This is a genomic window from Mycobacterium sp. SMC-17, assembly GCF_045310915.1.
In the GTDB taxonomy this organism is placed as follows: Bacteria; Actinomycetota; Actinomycetes; order Mycobacteriales; family Mycobacteriaceae; genus Mycobacterium.
On the sequence record NZ_JBJIAK010000001.1, the window covers coordinates 1 to 23,564 of the forward strand.

A 23,564-nucleotide genomic window follows, 5' to 3' on the forward strand; every position below is an offset into this window, starting at 1 on the left:
AGAGTCCTCAACGCATATTCGACGCGGCCAGAGCGTCATTGGTCTCGGTCACCGAGAAACGATCGGGGTGCCAGCCTCGGGGCAGCCAGTCGCGCATCTCCTGCGCACCCAGCCCCATCGGTGTTGCCCGCGGGTCGTACCCGCCACGAACCCACGCAGCCAATTCCTCATAGCCGCCCAAGCCACCACAATCCTCCGGCGGGCAGGCCATCTTGCCCGCCAGGCACACCGGAGCCGAAGGTGGATCATCGAGAACGTCTTCGACCACCAGCACGTGCTCCCATCCGTCGCCGAAGTCGTAGTCATAGAACAACCGGTCGCCCTTACCGGAGACCACCTGATCCAGGCGCACACCGTCCTCGACGAGACCGTCGTCGCCTTCGCTGAGATCAAATCTGGTGACGAAGTAGACACGGGTACGCCGGTCCGCCCCGACACCGAACTTATGCAGATGACCGTCCTGCCAGCCCATCGCAACCTGCAGCACGTCATGCAGCTCATCGAGCACGAGGTCACCCGGCAGGACCAGACGACGCCAGATCGGCGGCTTGGCGTACATCAGGTCGACCCGCACCCGGAAACCCCGCACACGCTCCGGCACAGCTCCCACCTCGGGTGTCGGTTCATCGAACACTCCCGCGAACAAATCCCGGCCAGCATCGGCCATCAGCTGTTGCAGCATCGACAGGTCCACACCACCCCCGGACACCGCGCTCTTCCTCTTACTCTTCCGCTTCTCCTCCGGCACACACCCAGCCAACCAGACACCCCAATCACAGGCCGACAGCAGCTGACCGTTCTACACCCTCAATCATGAAGAGCCCGTTATCCAGCAAATTGTTTGAGCCGTCAGCGCGCGGGGGTATTCGGGATGGTCGCCCGGCCTCGGTCCCGGCGGTTGGGCAGCCGTGGTCCGTTCGGCGCCGTCGCCACCAAACTTGCAGGTAGAGTGCCATACACCGATATGGGTGACGTACGACATACCGGGCGTCGGGCGGGGCGGACGACGCGCTGGCGGCCGGATCCCGCACGGCGGCGGAAACTCCGCGCCATCGTGTAATTTTTGAGATGAATCCGTTATTCGGAGGCCGGCAGGCGACTGGCTTCGGGTTAGCTGGCGGTTAGGCGGAAGGACGATCTTGGCAGTGATGCACGGCCGGCATCGACACATCCGGTGCTGGGGCGCGGCCGCGGCAGGTCACCGATGAGCCCCATCAGCCGGCGCCAGTTCCTCGGCGGTGCGGCGGTGGTGGGCGTCGCCGGGGCGGCGGGAATCGGGGCCCTCGTCGAACGATCACGCGACCGTACGGAGTCCCGCAAGCATTTTTCGGCCATCGTCATCGGCAGCGGCTACGGCGGAGGAGTCTCCGCGCTGCGGCTGGGACAGGCCGGTATCGAGACACTGGTCATCGAACAGGGCCGGCTCTGGGACAAGCCCGACGACGACGGCAAGCGCTTCTCCAAGATGCTGCCCGCCGACACCCGCGCCGGCTGGTTCTCGAAGATTCCGCCGAGCCTGGTCACCTCCTTCGGTGGCTTCACCGTCGAGCAGGTGGCCGAGCACGCGCCGTCGCCCCAGCCGATCCAGGCCGGCATCTGTCAGAAGGTGACGCACGGTGCCCACGACGTCTTCCGGGGCCTGGCCGTCGGTGGTGGCTCGATGGTCAACGCGGGCATCGCCGCCATCCCGACGCCGCGCCAGATCGACAAGGCGTTCCCCGACATCGGCGCCGACGAGTTCCTGCGCACCTATGTCGAACGCGCCAAGACGTCGCTGAAGATCAGTTACCGCGACATGGCCTGGTTCGAGCAGACCCCGTGCTTCCAGTACGCCCGCGCGGGCCGCAAGTACGCGGCGGCGGCCGGCTACAAGGTCGACTACAACGGCAGCTCGTACTCGTTCGACTACCTGGTCAAAGAGGCGGCCGGCCAGGTGCCGCAATCGTCGCTGGCGTTCGAGCAGCAGTTCGGCAACAACTACGGCCGGTTCGGCAGCGTCGACCAGACCTACCTTGCCGACGCGCTCAAGACCGGCCACGTCACGCTGCGCCCGCTGACCGAGGTCATCTCGATCCGTCAGGAGCGTTCGGGTGAGTTCGTGGTGTCCACCCGCGAGATCGACCGCTGGGGCAAGGAGCTGTCGAAGGCCGAATTCGGTTGTGACCAGCTGTATCTGGCGGCCGGTGTGCTCGGCACCACCAAGCTGCTGCTGAAGGCGCGCGAGACCGGGGACCTGGCCCACCTCAATGATCAGATCGGTAAGGGCTACGGCAACAACGGTGACGTGATGGTCGGGCACAACCTGGCCAAGAGCGATCCGGCCGGCACCACCCAGTCCCTGATGGGCATGATCAACATCGACGGCCGCGACGACCCGGACAATCCGGTGTACGCCAGCATGTTCTCCATGCCGCTGCCGGTGGAGACCTACCTGCTCGGGTACTACGTCATGGTCGACACCGGGGACCGGGCCGACATCACCTACGACCGCCAGTCCGACACCGCGACGATCCAGTGGACCGATGCCTTCGCGGCGAACAACGAGGCCAGGGCGAAGCAGGTCTTCGACAAGATCCTGAAGGCCAACAAGGTCGACTACCGCAACGACCTGTTCAGCGGAAAAGTGTTTGCGCCCAACACCGTTCACCCACTGGGTGGATGCGTCCGGGGCAAGGCCACAGACGCGTTCGGGCGGGTGAACGGCCACCGCAACCTGTTCGTCAACGATGCGTCGCTGATGCCCGGGCACCTCGGCTGCAACCCGTACATGACCATCACCGCGCTCGCTGAGCGCAACATCGAGGGCATCCTGCAGGGCCGCACCTAGCCGGTGGCCAGGTGCGGCCCATGCAGTCGCGTCAGCTCACGTCGAAGGCACGGGCGCGCAGCGAACGCTCCACTCCCGCACGGCCTTCCAGCACCAGGCGGCGCAGGGCCGGCGGAATCTCCGGATCGGACAGGTACCGGTCGGCGGCGTCGAGGCCGGCCTGGCTGATGTCCCACGACGGGTACAGGCCGATGACCACGGTCTGGGCCACCTCACTCGAGCGCCGCTCCCACACCCCGGAGATCGCCGCGAAGTAGCGGTCCCGGAACGGGTCCAGCAGCTCGGTCTGGCCCGGCTGGACCAGACCGCCGACGATGGCGCGCGTGGTGATGTTCGCCAGGGTGTCGTCCTCGATGACCTGTTGCCACGCAGCCTCTTTCACCGCGGCCTGCGGGCGCGCGGCGGCGGCGGCAGCGGCACTGCGCCGGCCGGCGGCCGTCGGATCCTGCTCGGCCTCGGCGTCGATGAACGGCGTCTGCGTGCCGTCCGCGTCGATGACGCCGGCACGCGCGAGCGCCGTCACGATGCGCCAGCGCAGATCGGTGTCGATCACCAGCCCCGTCATGTTGACCGCGGCGGGCTCGTTGTCCAACAGCGTCGACAGCACCGCGATGTGGTTCGGCGCCAGCACCGACGTGCACAGCGCGTTGATGTACGCCAGCTGGTGGTCCGATCCCGGCGACGAATCCCGCGCCAGGTCCAGCAGGGCATCACCGAAAGCGGGCCAACCGATTTCGGCCGCCCACGCCGGATCGGCGTAGGAGGTCAGCGCCGTCTGCGCCTGCAGCACCAGCCGCTGAGCGACGCCCACCTCGGACTCGGCGTGCAGCCCGCTCATCACGAGGGCGACGAACTCGCGGGCCTTCATCTCGGCCTCGCGCGTCATCTCCCACGCCGCCGACCATGCCAGGGTCCGGGGGAGCGGGTCGTCGATGTCGGCGATCCGGCTCAGCACCGTCTGCAACGACGCGGGATCGAGCCGCATCGAGCAGTAGGTCAGGTCGTCGTCGTTGACCAGGACCAGCTTGCCGCGCGAAACCCCCACCAGGGCAGGAACATCCGTCACCGGGCCCTCGACGTCGAGCTCCTCGCGGTGCACCCGGACCAGCTTGCCGGAGCCGTCGTCGTCGTAGATGCCCACCGCGAGCCGGTGCACGCGCGTCTCGCCGGCACCGGGCGCCGCGCCGCTCTGGGTGATGGCGAACCGCGTGAACGCCCCGGCGCCGTCGACGTCGAAATCGGCCCGCAGCGTGTTCAGGCCCGTGGTCTTGAGCCACTGCTGGCCCCAGTCCGACAGGTCCCGGCCCGACGACTTCTCCAGCGCGCCGAGCAGATCGGCGAATGTGGCGTTGTCGTACGCGTGGTCGTGGAAGTAGTCGCGCAGGCCCGACAGGAACGGCTCCAGCCCGACATAGGCAACCAGCTGCTTGAGCACGCTGGCGCCCTTGGCGTAGGTGATGCCGTCGAAGTTCACCTCGACCGCGGCCAGGTCGGGGATGTCCGCGGCCACCGGGTGGGTCGACGGCAGTTGGTCCTGCCGGTAGGCCCAGGACTTCTCCACATTCGCGAAGGTGGTCCAGGCCTGCTTGTACTCGGTGGCCTCGGCCTGGCACAGCACCGAGGCGAAGGTGGCGAAGGACTCGTTGAGCCACAGGTCATCCCACCACCGCATGGTGACCAGGTCGCCGAACCACATGTGGGCCATCTCGTGCAGCACGGTCTCGGCACGCCGCTCGTACGAGTAGCGCGTGACCTTGGACCGGAAGACGTAGTCCTCGAGGAACGTCACGGCGCCGGCGTTCTCCATGGCGCCCGCGTTGAACTCCGGCACGAACAGCTGGTCGTACTTGCCGAACGCGTACGGCGTCCCGAAGTTGTTGTGGTAGAAGGAGAATCCCTGCTTGGTCTCGGTGAACAGCCGCTCGGCGTCCATGAACTCGGCGAGCGAGGCGCGGCAGAAGATGCCCAGCGGAATGTCCCCGTGTTCGTCGCTGTAGACGTCGTCCCACCGGGCGTACGGGCCGGCGATGAGGGCCGCCAGGTACGTGCTCATCTTCGGGGTGGTGGCGAATCGATGGACCGTCCCCGTATCTGATGTCGCCGCCGGGGCGGCTCCGGCCGACGTGCCGGCCCCGTTGGAGATCACCTGCCAGTGCGCCGGCGCGGTCACCGACACGTCGAAGGTGGCCTTGAGGTCCGGCTGGTCGAAGCAGGCGAACATCCGCTTGGCGTCAGCGGTTTCGAACTGCGAGTAGAGGTAGACCTCACCGTCGACCGGGTCGACGAAGCGGTGCAGTCCCTCACCGGTGTTGGAGTAACGGCAGTCCGCGTCGACCACGACGACGTTCTGCTCGGCGAGCCCGGCCAGCGGCACGCCCGTCGATTCGTCGTAGGCGGACACGTCGATGGGTTGCCCGTTGAGGGTCGCGCTGCGGATGGAGTCGGCCGCGATGTCGATGACGGTGTTGGCGCCGGGAAGGGCGCTGAACGTCACCGTGGTGACGGAGCGGAACGTGCGCTCGCTCGGTGCGCCGGCTCCGTCGGTGAGGTCGAGATCGATGCGGTAGTTGTCAACGGTCACCAGCGCGGCGCGCTCGGCGGCCTGGTCGCGGGTCAGGTTCGGAAGTGCCACGTCACCAACTTAGGGGACAACCGGTTGCCGTGACCGGGAACATAGGGACGCCGGGCATAGTTGTTGGCAACGAGATCTGTACCGACTCAGTAAGGACGAGCAATGGCCGACGCCACCGCCACGAAAGACCCAGCCGTCAAGAAAGATGTCGCGGGGTTCTGGTTCGACCCGCTGTGCCCGTGGGCCTGGATCACCTCCCGCTGGATTCTCGAGGTCCAAAAGGTCCGCGACATCGACATCGAGTTCCACGTCATGAGCCTGGCGGTGCTGAACGAGGGCCGCGACCTGCCCGAGCAGTACCAGGAAATGATGAAGAAGGCCTGGGGTCCGGTCCGCGTCGCCATCGCGGCGGAGGAAGCCGTCGGTTCCGAGGTGCTGGCGCCGCTGTACACCGCGATGGGCACCCGGATTCACAACCAGGGCAACAAGGATTTCGACGTGGTCATCGCCGAGTCGCTCGAAGAACTCGGCCTGCCCGCCGAGCTCGCGGAGGCAGCCACCAGCGACAAGTACGACGAGGCGCTGCGCAAGAGCCACCACGCCGGCATGGATGCCGTCGGCCCCGATGTCGGCACCCCGACCATCCACGTCAACGGCGTCGCTTTCTTCGGTCCGGTGCTGTCGCGCATCCCGCGGGGCGAAGAGGCCGGCAAGCTGTGGGACGCGTCCGTGATTTTCGCCGCCTACCCGCACTTCTGGGAGCTCAAGCGCTCCCGCAACGAGGCGCCCGAATTCGACTGACCGCAATCACCCGCTAGTCACGCTCACCAGGGTCGGCCCGGGTAATCTCGTCGGCGTTCCGCAAGGAACGTCTGGACGCGGTTACCGTGGCCAGACACATCCGAAACATGAGCCACAACGATGCAACTGGTGGGGAGCGACGTGCCGACGGACAGTTTCGTCCTTCGACGTGCGGGTTTGAGTAGGATGCGCTGATGTCGCTGGAGACGGGCGCAACCTTCGCCGGGTACACCGTGCGCCGGTTGCTGGGCTCAGGGGGAATGGGCGATGTGTACCTCGTCCAGCACCCCCGGCTGCCCCGCCTCGACGCCATGAAGGTGCTCCGGGAAACCGCCTCCACCAACGACGAATTCCGCATCCGCTTCGAGCGCGAAGCGAACATCGCCGCGGGTCTGTGGCACCCGCACATCGTCGGCCTGCACGACCGCGGCGAGTTCGAGAGCCGGCTGTGGATCACCATGGACTACGTCGACGGCACCGATGCCGCCCAGCTGGTCAAGTACGAGTACCCGAACGGCCTGCCGCTGGAGCTCGTCGTCGACATCGTCAAGGCCATGAGCTCGGCCCTGGACTACGCGCACCAGCGCGGCCTGCTGCACCGCGACATCAAGCCGGCCAACATCCTGCTCAGCAACATCGACACCGACGAGCGGCGAATCCTGCTGAGCGACTTCGGCATCGCCCGCCAGATCGGTGAGGTGACGGGCCTGACGTCGGCCAACCTGGCGATCGGCACCGTCTCCTACTCGGCGCCCGAGCAACTGATGGGCGGCGAGATCGACGGCCGCGCCGACCAGTACGCGCTGGCCGCGACCGCCTACCGGTTGCTCACCGGACAGACGCCGTACCAGGACACCAACCAGATCGCGGTCATCAGCCAGCACCTCAGCGCGCCACCGCCCAAGGCAAGTGACCTCAAGCCGTGGCTCGAACCGCTGAACGAGGTGCTGATCAAGGCCATGGGCAAGTCGCCCGAGGACCGCTTCGACTCCTGCACCAAGTTCGCGCGAGCCTTCGAGCGGCAGGCCGAACTGGTCACCGAGTCACCCACGCTGAACCTGCGCACCGCGGAACTGAAGCTGCCGACCGTCACTCCCGTGGTGACCCCGGAACCGGCCGCCGAGCCGCCGTCCGCCCCCGAGGTGACGCCGCCGCCGGTCGCCCCGCCGCCGGTGGTGTCGGCCGAACCCGTGCCCGAGCCGGAACCGGCGCCTGGCCCCGAGCCGGAACCCGAACCGGTCGCGCCAGAGCCCGTCGCGCCGCCGCCGGCTCCGGAACCGCCCGTGCCGCCCGTGCCACCGGTGTCGCCACCGTCGGTCGACCCGGTCTCGGAGCCGACGCCGCCGCCGGTGCCGCAGCGCGGCCCTGTCGGGCCGCCGCCCGACCCGAAACCGTTTCGGCCGGAACCTGATTCGTCGCCGTCGGCCCCGCCGTACCGGCAGCCGGTGCCTGGGCCACCGCCCATACCGCCGCAGCGGCCCGTCCGGCCGACGCACGAGACGGTGTCGCCGACGGTGGTCCTGCCGGTCATCCCCGCAGACCCGGCGGCGCACGCCGCACCCGGAGTCGGCCGTCCCACCGCACCGCCCCCGCCGTCGTACTCGCAACTCGCGGCCGACATCGGCAAGACGCCACCGGGCCGTGGCCAGTCCTCGGGTGGCAAGACCAAGATCTGGGTGATCGGTGGCGCCATCGCCGCCGTGATCGTGGTGCTGATCGGTGTCGTGCTGCTGAATTCCGGTGACGATTCGAGTGGGCCCTCGGACGCCTCGGGAACCAGCACCCAGAGTTCCGGGGCGAACACGCCATCGTCGTCGCACAAGCCCGCACCGCCGGTGCTCGTGGGTACGCCCGGTAACTACCAGACCATCGCGACCTACCTGAAGAGCAACAACATTCAGGAATCGCTGGTGCACCGCAACGAACCCGGCGCACCGGTGGTGACCATGCCCATGCCGCCGGGCTGGGCTGACGCCGGACCGCAGACGCCGGCCTTCGCCTACCAGTCGATCGTCTACAACGGCCCGAGTGCCGGCAACTACCGGCCCAGCGCCACGGCGTTGATCTCGCGCCTCGGCCCGAACGCCGATGCGCAGAAGATCCTCGACTTCGCGCCGGGTGAACTGAACAACCTGCCGGGATTCACCCCGACCGACACCGGCACGCCCGGGACCGTCGACGGCCACAAGTCGTTCCAGATCGCCGGTTCCTGGAACTCCAACGGGGTGACCAAGCTCATCACCCAGAACACCGTCGTCATCCAGGACGGCACCGGGCTCTACGTCATGCAGATCAACATCGACGGCGTCGCCGATCAGGCCGAGATCATCAAGCAGATCACCGAGGCCATCGACCGCGACACCAAGATCGCCGCGGGCTGAGCCGGCGAGTGTGTGGGGCCGGCTGAGCCGGCGAGTGGGCCGGCCGAGCCACTGATTCTGTCCCGGGCCGCTGTTCTGCCAGAATGTGCGCCATGCGCGTATATCTCGGAGCCGACCACGCCGGATACGAACTCAAGCAGGCCCTGCTCGACCATCTGACCGCGGCCGGCCACCAGGCCGTCGACTGCGGTGCCTTCGCCTACGACGCGGAGGACGACTACCCGGCATTCTGCATCGACGCCGCCAAGCGCACCGTCGAGGACCCGGGCAGCCTGGGCATCGTCATCGGCGGCTCGGGCAACGGCGAGCAGATCGCGGCCAACAAGGTGCCGGGCGTGCGCTGTGCGCTGGCGTGGAGTGTCGAGACCGCGCAGCTGGCCCGCGAGCACAACAACGCGCAGGTGATGGGCATCGGTGGCCGCATGCACAGCACCGAAGAGGCCTTCGCCATCGTCGATGCCTTCCTGGCCGCCGAGTGGTCGCAGGCCGAGCGGCACCAGCGCCGCATCGACATCCTGGCCGAGTACGAGAAGACGCACGTGGCCCCCGAGGTTCCGGGCGCTCCCGCCTGATTCCCGAGGCCTGACTCGTGCCGGAGGGGCATACCCTCCACCGGCTGGCCCGCCTGCACCAGCAGCGTTTCGGGCGGGCGCCGGTGGTCGTCAGCAGTCCGCAGGGCCGGTTCGCCGATGCCGCGGCCGCCGTCAGCGGCCGGGTGCTGCGTAAGGCGGACGCCTGGGGCAAGCATCTGTTCCACCACTACGACGGTGGTGCGGTGGTGCACGTCCACCTCGGGCTGTACGGCACGTTCACCGAGCAGCCACTGCCGATGACGGCGCCCGTCGGGCAGGTGCGCATGCGTATGGTCGGGGCCGAATTCGGGACCGACCTGCGCGGCCCGACGGTGTGTGAGCTGATCGACGAGGGCGGCGTCGACGATGTCGTGGCCCGGCTCGGTGCCGATCCGCTGCGTCGCGACGCCGACCCGGGATTGGCCTGGGCGCGAATCAGCAAGTCCCGCAGGTCAATCGGATCGATGCTGATGGACCAGACGGTGATCGCCGGTGTCGGCAACGTCTACCGCAGCGAGGTGCTGTACCGGCACCGGATCGACCCGCACCGTCCGGGCACCCAGTTGACCGAGGCCGAATTCGCCGAGCTGTGGACCGATCTGGTCGCGCTCATGAAGGTCGGGGTGCGGCGCGGCAAGATCGTCGTCGTGCGCCCGGAAGACGACCACGGCGCGCCGTCCTATGCCGCCGACCGGCCGCGCACGTACGTCTACCGACGGGCGGGGGAGGCGTGCCGCGTGTGCGGCGCCACCGTCCGCACCGAGGTCATGGAGGGGCGAAACCTGTTCTGGTGCCCCAACTGTCAGGTGTGACGGCTAGTCGCCGCCACCGCCGCAGCCGCCACCGCAACCACCGCCACAGCTGCTGCCGCCGCCACCGCAGCTGCTACCCGAGTCGCTGCTCCCGGAGTCCCAGCTACCGCTGCCGGCATCCCAGCCGCCGTTGTTGTCGTTCCAGCTGACGTCCTGGCCCTGGCCGGAGTCCGCGAACTGGCTCTGATCGAGGCCCTGCTGGTAGCCCTGGTCGAATCCCGAGCCGTATCCGGACTCGAAACCCGATGCGCCGTAACTGACTCCGTGCATGCCGTCGAACAGTGCGTCGAACAACAGCACCGAACCCACACCCCACGCCCCGGCGACCAGCGCCGGCTTCCACCACGGCTCGGAGTACCAGCCCTCGGGAACCGGGCGCCCGGCGACCCGGCCGCCGGGGTAGTAATTCGGTGTGGCGGCCGTCGGGCCCGGTGAGGCCTGAATCTGCCTGCCGTCGAACTGGATTCGGCGGTCCTCGGTGACCGAACCCGCGCCGCGCTGGCCGGCCAGCTCCTGCAGCGGGGGACCGGGGTCGATGCCCATGGCGGTCCGGGCGGCCCGTACGTAGTACAGCCCTTCCATCGCGCTCTGTTTCGCAAAGGCCGCCTGCTGGGCGGTGGTGGCCTGTTCGATCTGCGACGCGGCGGCGTTGTAGCGCTCGGACGCGTCGGCCAGGGCCTGGCGTGAGGCGTCATCGGTGCCGGTCAGGTTGAACACCTGGCCGCCGAGCATCTCGATGACGCGCCGGGCGTCGGCTTTCGCGTTGGCCAGCGCGGCAGCCTTGTTGGCCTTGTTCTGCCTGCTGAACAGGAAGAACCCAATGGCCGCGATGACGATCAGGATGAGCACGAACTCCATGGAGGCAGCTTACCGATGACCACCGTCACATAGATATGGACATCTATGTCCATATCTATTACGGTCGTCGTCATGAACCTGACATTCCACGTCTTCGACACCGAACGCGGTGTGCTGGCGACCGCACCCGGAATCGTCACCAGCTATCCCGGTGGCGACACCGCGGTCCGTGAACTGGAACCGCTCGGCCCGGGCCTGCGCCCCGTCGCCTGGAACCATTGCGGTGCAATCGATTACGCCGCGGTCGGGCAGTGGTCGGCCTTCCACCGCAACCGGTCGGCCGATGCTCCGGTGCTCGTGGCGCCGTACCTGCCGTCGGCCCGCGGTGATCACGACCCGACCGACGACGCCCGCGTCGCCGCCCGGCTCACCGCCGCGACAGGCGTGGCGCACATCGTGACGGTGGACCCGCACTCACCGGTCTGGGCCGACGAGGCCCGGCGCGGGGGAGCGGCCGTCACCGTCATCGAGGCCGTGGACCTGGTGGGCTGCGCCGCGCACCACCCGGGTTGGGCGGGCGTCGTCGCACCCGACAAGGGGGCCCGCGACCGCGCCGGCCGGGTGGCGTCCCGATTGGGCGTGCCGCTGTATGTCGCTGGGAAGCAACGCAATCCGGCCGACGGCAAGTTGTCGGGGTTCGTCGCTCCCGAAGGTCTGCCGGACCGCGGCCGACTGCTGGTGATCGACGACATCTGCGACGGCGGCGGCACCTTCGCCGGGCTGGCCGATGCCATCCGGACAAGCCGGCCCGAGCTGGCCCTGCATCTGTGGGTCAGTCACGGCTGCTTCACCGGCCGCTGGCGCGAGAACCTCGCCGGCTACGCCTCCGTCACCAGCACCGACTCCCGCGCCACGCCCGACGGTGTGCAAGTCCAGCCGCTGGAACCGTTCATCGTCCGCGCACTGACCACCTTGACCTGAGGACTTTCCCAATGACCATCGAAGCAACCACCACGTACCGGCCGGAAACCATTGCGGCCCTGGACGTCCTGATGGACACCGACGCCTACAAGCTGGACCACCGGCGCCAGTACCCGGCCGGCACCGAGTACGTCTACTCCAACCTGACGGCCCGCGGCAGCCGCATCCCCGGCGTGAGCTGGACGGCGTTCTTCGGCCTGCAGGCGTACCTGCGCGACCTGAATCAGCGGTGGAACGCATTCTTCGCCGCCGACATCGACGAGGTGTGCCGAGCCTACGTGGAGCGGGTCACCCAGGTGTTGGGGCCCAACGACGTTGGCGCCGAACACATCCGGCAGCTGCACGCGTACGGCAGACTGCCGCTGCGGGTGCGCGCGCTGCCGGAGGGCACCATCGTCCCGGTCGGTGTCCCGTACCTGACCGTCGAGAACACCGCGCCCGAATTCTTCTGGCTGACCAACTACATCGAGACCGAGATGTCGGCCGCGCTGTGGCAGCCCATCACGTCGGCGACCACCGCGTGGCGCAACCGGACACTGCTGGACGCCCGCGCGCGCGACACCGGCGCCGACCCGGCCGCCGTCGACTGGCAGGGGCACGACTTCTCCTTCCGGGGCATGGCCGGCAGCGCGGCCGCCGCCGCCTCGGGTGCCGCGCACCTGTTGGCGTTCACCGGCACCGACTGCCTGCCCGCACTGGGCTGGATCGACCGGAACTACCCGGGCTCGCCCGAGGGCACCGTGATCGGCGGCAGCGTGCCGGCCACCGAGCACAGCGTCATGTGCGCGGGCGCCCGGGACGACGAAGTCGCCACGTTCGCGCGGCTGCTGGACCTGTATCCGACCGGCATCGTGTCGATCGTCAGCGACACCTGGGACCTGTGGCACGTCTGCACCGGAATCCTGCCCACGCTGAAAGACACGATCATCGCGCGCGACGGCAAGGTGGTGATCCGCCCGGACAGCGGTGACCCCGAACGCATCCTGTGCGGCGACCCGCAGGCCCCGGCCGGCAGCCCTGCCAACAAGGGCGTGGTGAACCTGCTGTGGGAGGTGTTCGGCGGCACCGTCAACGCGGCCGGCTACCGGGAACTGGATCCGCACATCGGCGTCATCTACGGCGACTCGATCACCCACGACCGGGCCGACGCCATCACCGCCAACCTGGCGGCCCAGGGCTACGTGTCCACCACGCCGGTACTCGGATTCGGTTCGTACACATACCAATACGTCACGCGGGACACGTTCTCCATCGCGATGAAGGCCACCTGGGTGCAGATCGACGGTCGCGGCCGGGACATCGCCAAGGCGCCGGTCACCGACCCGGGCAAGCGCAGCGCACGGGGCCGGTTGGCCGTGATCCGCGACGAGCGGGGGCGCCTGACGTTGGTGCAGGGCGCGGCCGGTCTCGTCGAGACGACGGACGCCATGCGGACGGTGTTCGAGGACGGCGTCGTCGTCAACCCGGTGACCTTCGCGGAGGTGCGCGCTACCGTGCGACGTGAGTGGGCGGCATACGCCGCCGGCGAGGAGGACGCCCGTCATGGCTGAGTCGCCGGCCACCTGGCTGAGCGTCGACGTTTTCGCGGTGAGCCCCGGCGACGAGCCGGGGCTCATCCTCGCGCGTCGGCAGCGTCAACCTCATCAGGGTGACTGGGCGCTGCCCGGTGTGGTGCTCGATGCGGCCAACGGCGAGACGGTCGCGGCGGCGGCGCACCGCGCGCTGCGGGACCGGGCCGGCGCCGAGCCGATCGAGGGACCGCCGACGGTGGCCCTCGTCGTGTCCGACCCGCAGCGCGACGAGCGTGGCCACACCGTGTCACTGGTGAACGTGATGCGCGCGCAACCCGGCGGCGACGACGTTCTCGTGGTGCGCACCGGCGAACCCGTGCCGCCGCTGCCCTTCGGGCACAACGCGATGATCAGGGACACCGCGGCGACGGTGTCGCAGCGACTGTTGTCGGACCCCGCGACCGTCGCGGCGATGTTCGGCGCCGGCTGCACGGCCGGTGAGGTCTGCGAGCTGACCGAGCTGCTGTTCCACCTGTCCGGCGGCACGGGAGCCGAGCCGATTCCGTTGGCGGCGATGCGGCGCCGGCTGGAACGGGCGCCGCTGTTCACCCCGGACGGCAGCCGGCCCGCGCACACCCGGCCGGTGACGGTGTACCGGGTCGCCGGATAAACGTCTACTGCGTAAACGCTGGCAAATTGCTGGGGCATATGGGTCGGCGCGGTGCGAGGCGCGCACGTTACGTTCCTGTGAACACGCCACCGACCTGGGAAAATGGCTTCACTATGAGTCGCGACCTGCTGATTTACGGGATACGCTCCCGGCACCCTGCTGGGAGGAGATCGACTTATGGCAGACGCAGAGACCGAACCGGTGGCAAACGCTCACACCGCATCGGCACCGACGGGCTGGTTCACCACCGACACCGGCAAGGTGCTGATAATCGGGGGCGGTGCTGTCCTCATCTTGTTGATCCTGTTGGGGATCGGATCGCTCGCCGGATTCAAGATCCCCCCGCCAGCGCCTGAGCCCCCGGCCACCCCCACCAGCTCGACCACGTCGGCTCCCGCCGCCACATCGTCGGCCTCGACGACCACCACACCGGCCCCGGCACCTGCGCCTGCACCGGCCCCCACGCCGACGACGACCGCGCCCACGACCCCCGCGCCCGCGCCACCGACCCGTCCCTCGACGGCGACGACCCAGGCCCCGACGACCTACACGCCGCCCGCCCGCCAGTACACGCCGCCGGCCAGCGCACCGGCCCCGGCGCCTCCGCCCGCCCCGTCACCGTCGGCGACCGCGACCGCGACGGCGAGCTCGGAAGCCCCCGCCCCGGCCAATCCGCCGCAGTTCAACGTCATTCGCACGACCAACGGCGTGGCGCGGCCGATTCCGGGTAGCAGCTAGGCGCGCGGGGAGACCCGAGCGCACAAACAAAACTGCACGGCCGTTAATGTTGGTGAAGTGTCACAGCAACTTCCCAGCGTCACGGTGTCCCCGTCGTGGCAGAAGCGGTTCGACTTCTTCAACGCCTACGGTCTGCCGAACTCGACGCCGGAGTCCAAGGCCGCCTACAAGGCCCTGACGTTCCTGGAGCGGGTGAAGCTAACCTCGAACATCCTGGCTTTCCTGTTCGGCCCCATCTACTTCTTCGTCAAGGGCATGTGGCGCAAGGGGCTGACGCTGCTCGGGATCTTCGTCGCGGTGGAGGTGGTGCTCGTCGTCCTCAACGTGTCGGATTCCCTCGCCCGTGCCATCGGATTCGGTCTTGCCGCCATCGGTATGTCGACCGCGAACTACGCGTACTACCTGCACGTGGTGCGGGGGAGCCAGTCGTGGAACCTGTTCGAGGGGCACGGCCGGCAGCGCTAGCTGCCGTCGAGCGCCAACCGCTGCAGCTGCCGCGGGCTCAGTGCGGTGCGCCGGACATCGCCGTCGTAGAGGGCAAGGACGCGCGGATCCATCACGCGGCGCCACAACGCCGGAACGAGGCTGAGGACCAGCATCGCGGTGTAGTTGCTCGGCAGCTGCGGCGCATCCTCGGCGTGCCGGATCACCTGGTAGCGATGTGACGGGTCGATGTGGTGGTCGGAGTGCCGCTGCAGATGCAGCAGGAACACGTTCATGATCACGGTGTTGCTGTTCCAGCTGTGCGACGGGCGCAGCCGCTCGTAGCGACCCGACGGCAGTTTCTGTCGGCGCAGTCCGTAGTGCGACAGGTAGTTCATGGCCTCGAGCAGGAAGATGCCGATGAGCGCCTGGCCGAACAGCCACGGCAGCACCACGGGCCGGAACCACAGGGCCAGCCCGGCGAACAGGATGAGGCTCAACAACCATGCGTTGAGCACGTCGTTGCGTAGGCTCCAGCGTGAATGGCCTTGGCGGCCAAGACGTTTGGCCTCGATTCGCCACGCCGAGCGGGTGCTGCCGACGACCGAGCGCACGACGAAGAAGTACACGTTCTCGCCGAAGCGGGCACTGGCCGGGTCCTCCGGCGTCGCGACGCGGACGTGGTGTCCGCGGTTGTGTTCGACGTAGAACTGGCCGTACCAACTCTGGGCGAGCGCCAGCTTGCTCAGCCACCGTTCGGCGCGGTCGCGCCGGTGGCCCAGTTCGTGGGCCGCGTTGTTGGCGATGCCGCCGGACAGGCCGACCGCCACCATCAGCCCCAGCTTGTCGCTGAACGTCAACGTGACCCACCCGCCGCCGGCCCACACCCAGCAGCCGAAAGCCAGAGCGAGGTACTGCGTGGGCAGGAACATGTGGGTGGCGAACCGGTAGAACTTGTCCTGCTGCAGCTCGGCCAGGATGCGGTCGGGCGCACGATCGCCCTTCTCCCGCCCCAGCAGATGATCGGCGGTGGGCCCCGCCACCAGGATCACGAAGAGCGCGGTCCACCAGAAGAAGTGCAGCCGCGTGGTCCACACCAGGAGCCAGGACAGCGTCACCGCGCCGGGGGCGGACGGAACCAGTAGCCACAGGTATCTCTTCGGGTCCCGCCACGTGCCCTCAGCAACCTCTGAACCCACGTCGACGGGCCGCCGGTTCCGGCGGTACGAAGAGATGATCGACGCGGTCATCGGGCATTTATACCGCCGCCGCTGTCGAGTCTCGACTCGGATGGCAAAACTATTTGCCAGTGTGTCCTGAATTTCCTCCATAAAAAGTCTTTGAGCTGCAGCTTTTAGGGGAAAATCAGGTGCCGGTCGATATTGCGGCAATTTGCATCGAATTGGCAGGAAACTCCCAGAATTCGGCGGAATCGCCGCACGTGTGGACGCAATATATTGGTCGCTCGGTCAATAAATATCAGGCGCTACCGGGCAAAGTCATTTTTCGGCAGGCGCACCGCTGTCGCGCCGCCGCCCGGCGGCGCGGTCCGGGCACGGGGCGCGGCGTCAGAAAACGGGCCCCAAATCAAAAGGACCGGCCTGGTCAGGCCGGTCCTCTGGAGCGGGCGACGGGAATCGAACCCGCGTAGCTAGTTTGGAAGAATTTGGTGTGGCTACCGGGTTGGGTCGGAGCGATCCGCGCGGCGGCTGTTGGGGCGACAGAAAATCGTCGCAGAAACTGCCGTCGACCACTGCATTCGACGTCTGTCGGCAACATCGCCAACGCGATTCGGGCGGTAGGACGATTTTTACAGTGCGGGGTACGTCGGGGGTACGGCGGCCGGTCTTCGAGCGCCGCCTGGGTGGCGTGTAATGTGATAGTCGCCACATGGCCCTGTAGCTCAATGGAGGAGCACCCCCGTCGCAGGGAGGAGGATGCGGGTTCGAATCCCGCCAGGCTTGTGAGGAGAGGCACGTCGAGCTGCACGCCCGCGCTCCGTGCCTCTTCTGCTGTCTGCGGCCGACGCCGCGCTATCTGGGCCGGAGCGCGCTACTGCCGATCGGTGTACTGTTGCGAGCGAGCGGGTGTGACAGCCCGTGCGAACGGCTGCAGGGAGTCTTGGACGAAGTCAGTCCTCCCGGTACCTGTAGACCAACGTCGACTGCCACTGGCTGAGCAAGGGTTCGTCGAAAGTCACTGCTGAAACACGCAGTCACTTTCGGACGGACCCTTCGGTCTTTCCGGGGTGACTCCCAACCGAAGGAAAACAAATGCCAACTACAGGCGACTTTCGTTTCTACGTCGCGGAGGGCCACGCCCATCTGCCGGAGCCGGAATCATTTATCCAGCTAGAGGAATCAGACCTCGATGGCGATGCGGACGGCTGGGTCCTCGATCGCGACGGCATCACACTGCATGCGTCCCCGGAGGCTTTGAAGGCTGCGGTGCTCGTTGAAGGGCAAGGCGGTAAGACCCAGCTTGAACGGGTTATGGACAGGGTTCACGTTCGAGTTCTTAGTCCCGTCCTGGCGCTCGGCGCTTTCCGAGCCTGCTCGGACGCTGCCGAGTGATCTAGCCGTACCACGCCTCGGCGTCGGAGCGATCGTCTGCGTCGCCGGGGCGTGGCGCGAGGCCGCGATACCGGCCACCCCGGCTCACCGGGTACGGCTGGCCTGTGTCTGGATTGGCAGGTTCGAGGCCTGGCCCCCAGGAGTACTCGGACTCTCCAGGCGTCTGGTTGGGGGTGGGCATCGGCTACACCGACACGGTTGGCACGTCGTAAGTGCCCGACGCCTTGATCTGCATGACGCAGGCAGCTCCACGGTGTCGAACTCCGACCCCAAAAGTCCTCTGGTAGAACGCATCCTGCAACGGATACGGACCAACGCCCGGAATAAGGCGCAGCCCTTGGTAACTGGTGTCGGGGTGCTGCCGGAAGCCAATGACGTTGCCACCCGGTCCGCCAACTCCGACGGCGACCGCTGCGACGTAACCCGAGGGAATCAGCGGGGTTTCAGCGATCCACGCGCGTCCGTAGCTACCGACGATAGGGACGCCGCCCAGATTCTCTGGTGCTCGCTCGCCGACGAGCGTTTCGGTAGTCAGGTATGGAGGGGCGGCCGCAGAAGGGATGAACGAGTGCTTGGCGACCTTGGAATTGTTGTTGGTCTGTCCTGCACGGAAACTCGAGATCACGTCGGCTTCGTTCGGGTTGCAAAGCACGACGATCTTCGTGCCGGCATCCTGTCCGTAGCCATGCTCGGCTATGTGGTGCGCTTGGACCTCCAAATCGTCCGAGTCATATGCCGAACCACCGGATACCAGGTAGTGCTGATGGGTGCCGTCGAAGTCAGTCCCCATATGCGAGGGCGGGACCATGCCGTCGGCGCTGTACAAGCCGTAGACCGGCGTACCGTTTTCGTTCGCTCCAGTTACATTGCTGAGCAACCGATTCAGGACGGTAGCGGTCAGGTTTCGCATATCGGAGGCCATGGCGGTGTTGGCCAGGTCCTTGATCTGGGCGGCTGTTGCAGCCCGCAGGAACTTCCAAGTCCAGCCGACCCGGAGATCGAAATCATCGAGCGTGTACCCGACCGGCAGTGCGCCGCCCTGTCGAATGCTCTGCGGCACGCCGTATTCCGATGCTGGCTCGAAGTTCGGCAGGTTGGCCGCCTGAGGCACGGCATCACCGGGTGTCGTGGTCTTGAACGTCAGCAGGTTCACCAGCGCCTGCTGCGCAGCGTTGTAAGCCTCGTTGGCCCCGGCGATCTCAGCCCAAATGGTATCGAGGTCGATCCCGTCGCCGGACTTGTTGACCAGCACGCCGCCCTGGTCGCTGTATCCACGTCGTTGCGCCATGCCGCGCTCCATTCGTCTCGGGCTGACCGCGGAGGGTCAGTCGGTGGTCTATCGCGCGAGGAGCCCTAAGTGTACCCGTTTGGGTTGACCGCGTACTTGGTGAAAATCCTTGCAGCTCTGCATAAACCGGCGAAATGTGATTTGAGCGAACCTAGACGATCGCGGCCTACCTTTACCGAATCAAGGCGAAATGCCTTGTCCTGTAACTAGTGAAAGGAACCTACATGTCGAAGCCGCCACCGCCCCCTTTGCCTGAGCCGCCCGCTGGCTTGGAGCTGTCCGCAGTCCCGAATCTGACGATGGCCGACGCTGCGTCGTGGTGTGGGGGCGCGCTCGGCATTCCAGTGAAAACACGCTACCTCCAAGACAATGCCTCAACCGGCGCGCTGCGCGTGAGTCTGATCGGTGGAAAGCGTTTCGTCTCCACGTCCGAGCTTTGGCGATTTGTCTGCACCAGACCGGCCCGAAAGGCCGACGTCCGAGCGGCAAGGAGCAGCGCATGACCGAGTCGAAGCCCGACGGATGGGGCAAGCCGCGCAAGCGCTCGAAGAAGGAGGCACGCGCCGAGCATGAGGCCGCGCGAAAGGGCATGGAGTGGTTCGAGCGTGCACTCCACGGCGGCAAGCTGCGCAAAGACGCTATGGACGGTATCGACTATGTATCAACGTCATTGCAGGAGTTGAGAATCGAACTGGCGTTGCGGTTGGACGATGACTTCGGCCTCGACCAGAAGAAGTTCGACGCGTTTCATACTCGGTCGGATGCTGGCGCTGACCAGATCGTCGCAGCGTTGCAGGACGCGGGGCGATGGTCCGGCTACTACACCGGTACCGGACAGCGTTGGCCTGGTCTGACGGGATTCAGTTCTACTGTGCGGGAGAAGGTCTCGGCGGCGATGGCTGAATATCGGGCGCTGGGCGACGCGGTGGACTACGTCGAAGTGCACCGTCGGTCGTGCGGGAACGGTTCTTACCGACTGCCTTTCGACCCTGATGATCCCGGTCACTACCGGGGCGTCTTCGGTCTAGTGGCGGGCTCGCCGGGCACGATCCACGTGCTGGGCAGTGGCGGGAATGTGCAGCGTTGGCTTGAGTCGCAGACGCACGTGCGCTATCGGAATCGGCAGTGCCGCTGGGGGATGCCGCAGTGTTTGGCGTATACCGCCGGTCAGCTGATGGTGTTCGCGCGCGGTCAGTTTCTGGTAGCCGTGCCGACGTGCTACGCCTGCGCCCAACGCGTCACCCGTGGGTTCACTGCGGTTCGGACACCCTGATGCTGAATGTGTGTCGTTAGAACGGGATTACCCTGCAACGCAAGTTATTCCAAGAGCGCGACATAGCTGGCAGAACTACAACGATGTCACATGGCAATTCCATGCGGTCCTCAACGAATTCATCCGGTGTGTCCCGTGTCGACACGCTGTTCCACGCCACAAAACAATGGGCTAACAACATGATTCGGCGAGATTTCATGCCCAGGGTTTACCTTACGAGGTAGTTGCTGGCACTAGGAGAAGTTGCCACGGAATTAGCGAGAGGTTAAGTAATGCAGCGGAATTCGAATGGTCCGACCATTCGTTCATACAGGGACGACAATCTCGGGGACGTGCTCGTGTTGGACAAGGCCGACCTCCCCACGCTCAACTATGAACGGGCAGTCGCGTGGCTTCAGGGGCTGGACGTATCGCTGAGCCAGCGGATTCTCAAGAACGCGCGCAAGCGGGGAGAGCTCGTCGGCAGCTACATCGGTAACGAGGTGATCTTCTCCAAGCAGGAGCTGCTCGATTGGCTCCAGAGCCGCAGGGGCACAACAAGTTCCCGAGCCAAGACCGAGAACTGGGGTCCTCGCCGATGAGGGCCGAGATGGAAAGTGCCGGAAGGCACACTTCGCGGGAAGCCTTCCGGCACTTTCCGTCCACTCCCCAGGAACATTAAGGAGCAGCGATCTGTGACAGGGTCAACCCTACCGCCGGATGCGCCGTCTGGCCCGCGCACGACGAAACGCGTCAGTCGACTAAAGCCCAAGCCCTCCAAGAGTCTTGACGCCGCCAAGGGAGATCGGAATCCGTACGGGTGTGCAGCGGGTGATTACCTCGCGGCAGGTTGGTTTGCGTTCCCGTTGTTGCCCAACGAGAAGCACCCTCCGCCTGCGGGCATTACCGGACGCAAGAACCCCTACCCGACCACTCCGCAAGCCGCCGAGCGTGTGGAGGCGTGGCGCACCGCGCAGCCCGAGGGCAACGTCGGCCTGTGGCTCGGGCCAGTGTCTGTCGGCGGCGTCAGATATGACGTGCTCGGTATCGACGTTGACGACTATGCCGACGGCGGCAAGATCAAAACCGGAGCGGTGCAACTGGAGAAGCTGGAAGCCGAGCACGGCCCGCTGCCGGCCACTTGGGTCAGTACTTCACGCGGAGCAGCCAATCCGAGTGGAATCCGCTTCTTCCGTGTTCCTACCGGGCTCGCTTGGGCCGGCAAAGCCGACAAGGACATCGACATCATCCAGACCGGGCACCGTTACGCCGTGGTGTGGCCTAGTAGATGTGACGGCCGCAGGTATTCCTGGTACGCACCAGACGGGCAGCGGTGCACCGAAATTCCCGACCCGGCCGGGTTACCTGAGCTGCCGGAGGCGTGGGTGGACTACCTGACGGAAGGTCGGCGTAAGGCTTCTGAGGCCGGTGGTCTGGACATGGACCTCAGTATCAAGGAGCTGTACCTGTGGGCTGAGACGACGCTGCCCGACTTCGCCGGAGAACCCTGCGACACGATGCAGGGCAGGGGAATCGATCACCACATCCGGCAGATCGAGGAAGACGCTTCCTCGCACGACAAGATCACCAATGCGCATTGGGCCTTGGTGTGCTTGGCGGCTGAGGGGCATTGCGGTCTGAACACCGCCATCGCTGCCGTCGAGGCCGTCTGGATCAACGACACCGTCAAGGCGCGTGGGAAGCGCGGCGTCGGCGAGAGCAAGCGTGAAATCTTCCGTAGCTGGACCAATGCGATTCGGAAGCTCAAGGGGCAGATCGACTCCGGCCGTAGAACGTTGATCGACGAGTGTGGTTGCTGTGTGCTGACCGAGCAACAAGCGCGCCACTTTGCAGAGACGATGGAGCGACAACGCGTGTCCAATTCGTCAGCACTCCAGGATGATCCCGACCTACCGCCGAGCTGGGCGGCGATCGATCTGCGCGCTGCAATGCGGGACGCGGTGAATGTCGTCGCTACAGTGCTGCACAGGTCCGACGGGGCTGCGCTGTTCTACCCCGGCAAGGTGCATTCGGTGCACGGCGAGTCCGAGAGCGGCAAGTCATGGCTGGCGCTATGTGCCGCTGCGGAGTGCATGGGCCGTGGTCAGCCCGTCCTGTATGTGGACTTTGAGGATTCGGCCGCATCAGTGGCCAAACGCCTTCTGCTGTTGGGGGTCGAGATGGACTCGTTGTGCAACCCGGAGATGTTCCGGTACATCAATCCAGAGATCAATCCCGCGAAAGGCACAACTGCCGACAAACAGGCGTTCGTCGACACGGTCAACGGCACGTACTCACTCGCCGTTATCGACGGTGTCACGGAGTCGATGACTCTGTACGGGCTGAGCGGCAAGGACTCCGACGATGTCGCCACATGGCATCAGCAACTGCCGAAGGTGCTTGCACGCCATACCGGCGCAGCCGTCGTCTGCATCGACCACGTGACCAAGGACCCCACCACCCGTAGCCGCTGGGCGCAAGGCTCCCAGCACAAAATGGCGGCGTTGGACGGTGCGGCGTACGTGGTCGAGGCGGAAAGCCCGCTCGCCGTGGGACAGGCCGGACGCGTGTCTGTCCGTGTGGCTAAGGACCGCCCAGGGCGCGTGCGTGGGTTGGCGGGTAAGTGGCGGAAATCGGACCGCACGCAGCACGTCGCCGACTTGCACCTCGACAGCACTGACACCGCCAAATGTGAATGGCGGCTGATGGTCCCGGAAGACGCCGGTAGCTCGACAGACGTCGATGAGGTCGCGCCCGGTAAAGGCAGGCCGCGCAGGATTCTCTGCTGGCACATGGAGCAGATCAGCCGTCATCTTGAATCCCTCATGCAGAAGGAAGAGCAGGCCTCCGACGCAGCCTCAGTCGCCAAGGTCCGCGCCCAGCGCACCCGGAACAAGATCGCGGAGGTGATGGAAGGTGAGTCGGAACGTCGCGGTAGGGGCAAGCAACGCGACTACTGGCGTGAGGCTTTGCAGGTGCTCGTGGATGAGAACTTCTTGGAGATTACCGAGGGACAGCGCCGCAGCCATATTCACAACGTCGTGATGCCGTATCGCGCGAGCGAAGACCCGCTCTCGGACAAGTACTCCGGAGTGTCGAAGGAGACGGTGAATAGGTTCCGCGTGCCGAGGTTGGGCATCGACGATCCGGACGAATCCGACGACGAAATGGGGTCCGAATCGTGACTGGGCGAACTGGGCGAACGTCTGGGCGGAATGGGCTGTTCGCCCAGTGCCATGACTGAGCGGGAACGACTGGGCGGACGGGTCCCTCCCCGTAGGGGGACCCGCCCAGTCGCCCGGTCAGGCCGCGCGGTCGCTTGGTGGGCGACTGGGCGAGAAGTTTGTTTGCAAAGAAAGGAAGTT

At 66.5% G+C, this 23,564-nt stretch carries 19 protein-coding genes; 14 read left to right on the forward strand and 5 right to left on the reverse strand.

The annotated features are described in order from the left end of the window. Positions 1 to 7: 7 nt before the first annotated feature. Positions 8 to 709, reverse strand: coding sequence for a plasmid pRiA4b ORF-3 family protein (locus ACJH7A_RS00005; protein WP_052583420.1), 702 nt, complete (start codon positions 707 to 709; stop codon positions 8 to 10). Positions 710 to 1,204: 495 nt separating this feature from the next. Between ACJH7A_RS00005 and ACJH7A_RS00010 the strand changes: the two genes are divergently transcribed. After that, positions 1,205 to 2,827 (forward strand): GMC oxidoreductase, encoded by a 1,623-nt coding sequence (locus tag ACJH7A_RS00010; protein ID WP_406801244.1) that lies wholly within the window; start codon positions 1,205 to 1,207, stop codon positions 2,825 to 2,827. Positions 2,828 to 2,858: 31 nt separating this feature from the next. Here the strand turns inward: ACJH7A_RS00010 and pepN are convergent, their stop codons facing one another. Then, positions 2,859 to 5,459: an aminopeptidase N gene (pepN, locus tag ACJH7A_RS00015; RefSeq protein ID WP_346414354.1), complete on the reverse strand. Its 2,601-nt coding sequence runs from the start codon at positions 5,457 to 5,459 to the stop codon at positions 2,859 to 2,861. Between the two features lie 102 nt (positions 5,460 to 5,561). On the opposite strand from pepN, the gene ACJH7A_RS00020 reads away from it, so the two are divergent. The 4 genes from ACJH7A_RS00020 to ACJH7A_RS00035 all read left to right on the forward strand — a co-directional run bounded on the left by ACJH7A_RS00020 (position 5,562) and on the right by ACJH7A_RS00035 (position 9,965). Next, the gene (locus ACJH7A_RS00020; protein ID WP_212812339.1) at positions 5,562 to 6,200 is read left to right on the forward strand and encodes a DsbA family protein; all 639 of its coding nucleotides are present in this window, start codon (positions 5,562 to 5,564) and stop codon (positions 6,198 to 6,200) included. 194 nt (positions 6,201 to 6,394) lie between these two features. Then, the gene (locus tag ACJH7A_RS00025) at positions 6,395 to 8,581 is read left to right on the forward strand and encodes an LpqN/LpqT family lipoprotein (protein ID WP_406776063.1); all 2,187 of its coding nucleotides are present in this window, start codon (positions 6,395 to 6,397) and stop codon (positions 8,579 to 8,581) included. Between the two features lie 92 nt (positions 8,582 to 8,673). Continuing rightward, a complete protein-coding gene (locus ACJH7A_RS00030; protein ID WP_036420840.1) occupies positions 8,674 to 9,153 on the forward strand; it encodes a ribose-5-phosphate isomerase in 480 nt (159 codons plus the stop codon). 17 nt (positions 9,154 to 9,170) lie between these two features. Further along, the gene (locus ACJH7A_RS00035; protein ID WP_406784482.1) at positions 9,171 to 9,965 is read left to right on the forward strand and encodes an Fpg/Nei family DNA glycosylase; all 795 of its coding nucleotides are present in this window, start codon (positions 9,171 to 9,173) and stop codon (positions 9,963 to 9,965) included. 3 nt (positions 9,966 to 9,968) lie between these two features. On the opposite strand, the gene ACJH7A_RS00040 is transcribed toward ACJH7A_RS00035, so the two are convergent. Next, entirely contained in the window at positions 9,969 to 10,823 is an 855-nt protein-coding gene (locus ACJH7A_RS00040) for a DUF1542 domain-containing protein (RefSeq protein ID WP_318985553.1), read from the reverse strand. Positions 10,824 to 10,895: 72 nt separating this feature from the next. On the opposite strand from ACJH7A_RS00040, the gene ACJH7A_RS00045 reads away from it, so the two are divergent. The 5 genes from ACJH7A_RS00045 (at position 10,896) to ACJH7A_RS00065 (ending at position 15,128) form a co-directional block, all read left to right on the forward strand. Next, entirely contained in the window at positions 10,896 to 11,744 is an 849-nt protein-coding gene (locus ACJH7A_RS00045; protein ID WP_406784481.1) for a phosphoribosyltransferase family protein, read from the forward strand. A gap of 11 nt (positions 11,745 to 11,755) precedes the next feature. Next, positions 11,756 to 13,294 (forward strand): nicotinate phosphoribosyltransferase, encoded by a 1,539-nt coding sequence (locus ACJH7A_RS00050; protein WP_318985551.1) that lies wholly within the window; start codon positions 11,756 to 11,758, stop codon positions 13,292 to 13,294. Then, positions 13,287 to 13,925, forward strand: coding sequence for an NUDIX domain-containing protein (locus tag ACJH7A_RS00055; RefSeq protein ID WP_318985550.1), 639 nt, complete (start codon positions 13,287 to 13,289; stop codon positions 13,923 to 13,925). Before ACJH7A_RS00050 ends, ACJH7A_RS00055 begins: the two co-directional genes overlap by 8 nt. 177 nt (positions 13,926 to 14,102) lie before the next feature. Further along, positions 14,103 to 14,663, forward strand: coding sequence for a hypothetical protein (locus tag ACJH7A_RS00060; RefSeq protein WP_318985549.1), 561 nt, complete (start codon positions 14,103 to 14,105; stop codon positions 14,661 to 14,663). 57 nt (positions 14,664 to 14,720) lie between these two features. Further along, positions 14,721 to 15,128 (forward strand): DUF2628 domain-containing protein, encoded by a 408-nt coding sequence (locus ACJH7A_RS00065; RefSeq protein ID WP_318985548.1) that lies wholly within the window; start codon positions 14,721 to 14,723, stop codon positions 15,126 to 15,128. Here the strand turns inward: ACJH7A_RS00065 and ACJH7A_RS00070 are convergent. Continuing rightward, on the reverse strand, positions 15,125 to 16,336 hold the full coding sequence (locus ACJH7A_RS00070; protein ID WP_318985547.1) for an alkane 1-monooxygenase: 1,212 nt from the start codon (positions 16,334 to 16,336) through the stop codon (positions 15,125 to 15,127). The two genes, ACJH7A_RS00065 and ACJH7A_RS00070, sit on opposite strands and share 4 nt — an antisense overlap. A gap of 1,023 nt (positions 16,337 to 17,359) precedes the next feature. Here ACJH7A_RS00070 and ACJH7A_RS00075 point away from each other — a divergent pair. Then, positions 17,360 to 17,659 carry a hypothetical protein gene (locus tag ACJH7A_RS00075; protein ID WP_406801245.1) on the forward strand — a complete coding sequence of 100 codons (300 nt, stop codon included), beginning with the start codon at positions 17,360 to 17,362 and terminating at the stop codon, positions 17,657 to 17,659. A 184-nt stretch (positions 17,660 to 17,843) separates the two neighbouring features. On the opposite strand, the gene ACJH7A_RS00080 is transcribed toward ACJH7A_RS00075, so the two are convergent. Further along, the gene (locus ACJH7A_RS00080; RefSeq protein WP_406801246.1) at positions 17,844 to 18,947 is read right to left on the reverse strand and encodes a hypothetical protein; all 1,104 of its coding nucleotides are present in this window, start codon (positions 18,945 to 18,947) and stop codon (positions 17,844 to 17,846) included. 499 nt (positions 18,948 to 19,446) lie between these two features. Between ACJH7A_RS00080 and ACJH7A_RS00085 the strand changes: the two genes are divergently transcribed. The 3 genes from ACJH7A_RS00085 (at position 19,447) to ACJH7A_RS00095 (ending at position 23,384) form a co-directional block, all read left to right on the forward strand. Continuing rightward, positions 19,447 to 20,220, forward strand: a complete 774-nt coding sequence (locus ACJH7A_RS00085; RefSeq protein ID WP_406801247.1) for a hypothetical protein — start codon at positions 19,447 to 19,449, stop codon at positions 20,218 to 20,220. A 332-nt stretch (positions 20,221 to 20,552) separates the two neighbouring features. Next, a complete protein-coding gene (locus tag ACJH7A_RS00090; RefSeq protein WP_406801248.1) occupies positions 20,553 to 20,801 on the forward strand; it encodes a hypothetical protein in 249 nt (82 codons plus the stop codon). Positions 20,802 to 20,894: 93 nt separating this feature from the next. Beyond that, on the forward strand, positions 20,895 to 23,384 hold the full coding sequence (locus tag ACJH7A_RS00095) for a bifunctional DNA primase/polymerase (protein WP_406801249.1): 2,490 nt from the start codon (positions 20,895 to 20,897) through the stop codon (positions 23,382 to 23,384). Positions 23,385 to 23,564 lie beyond the last annotated feature (180 nt).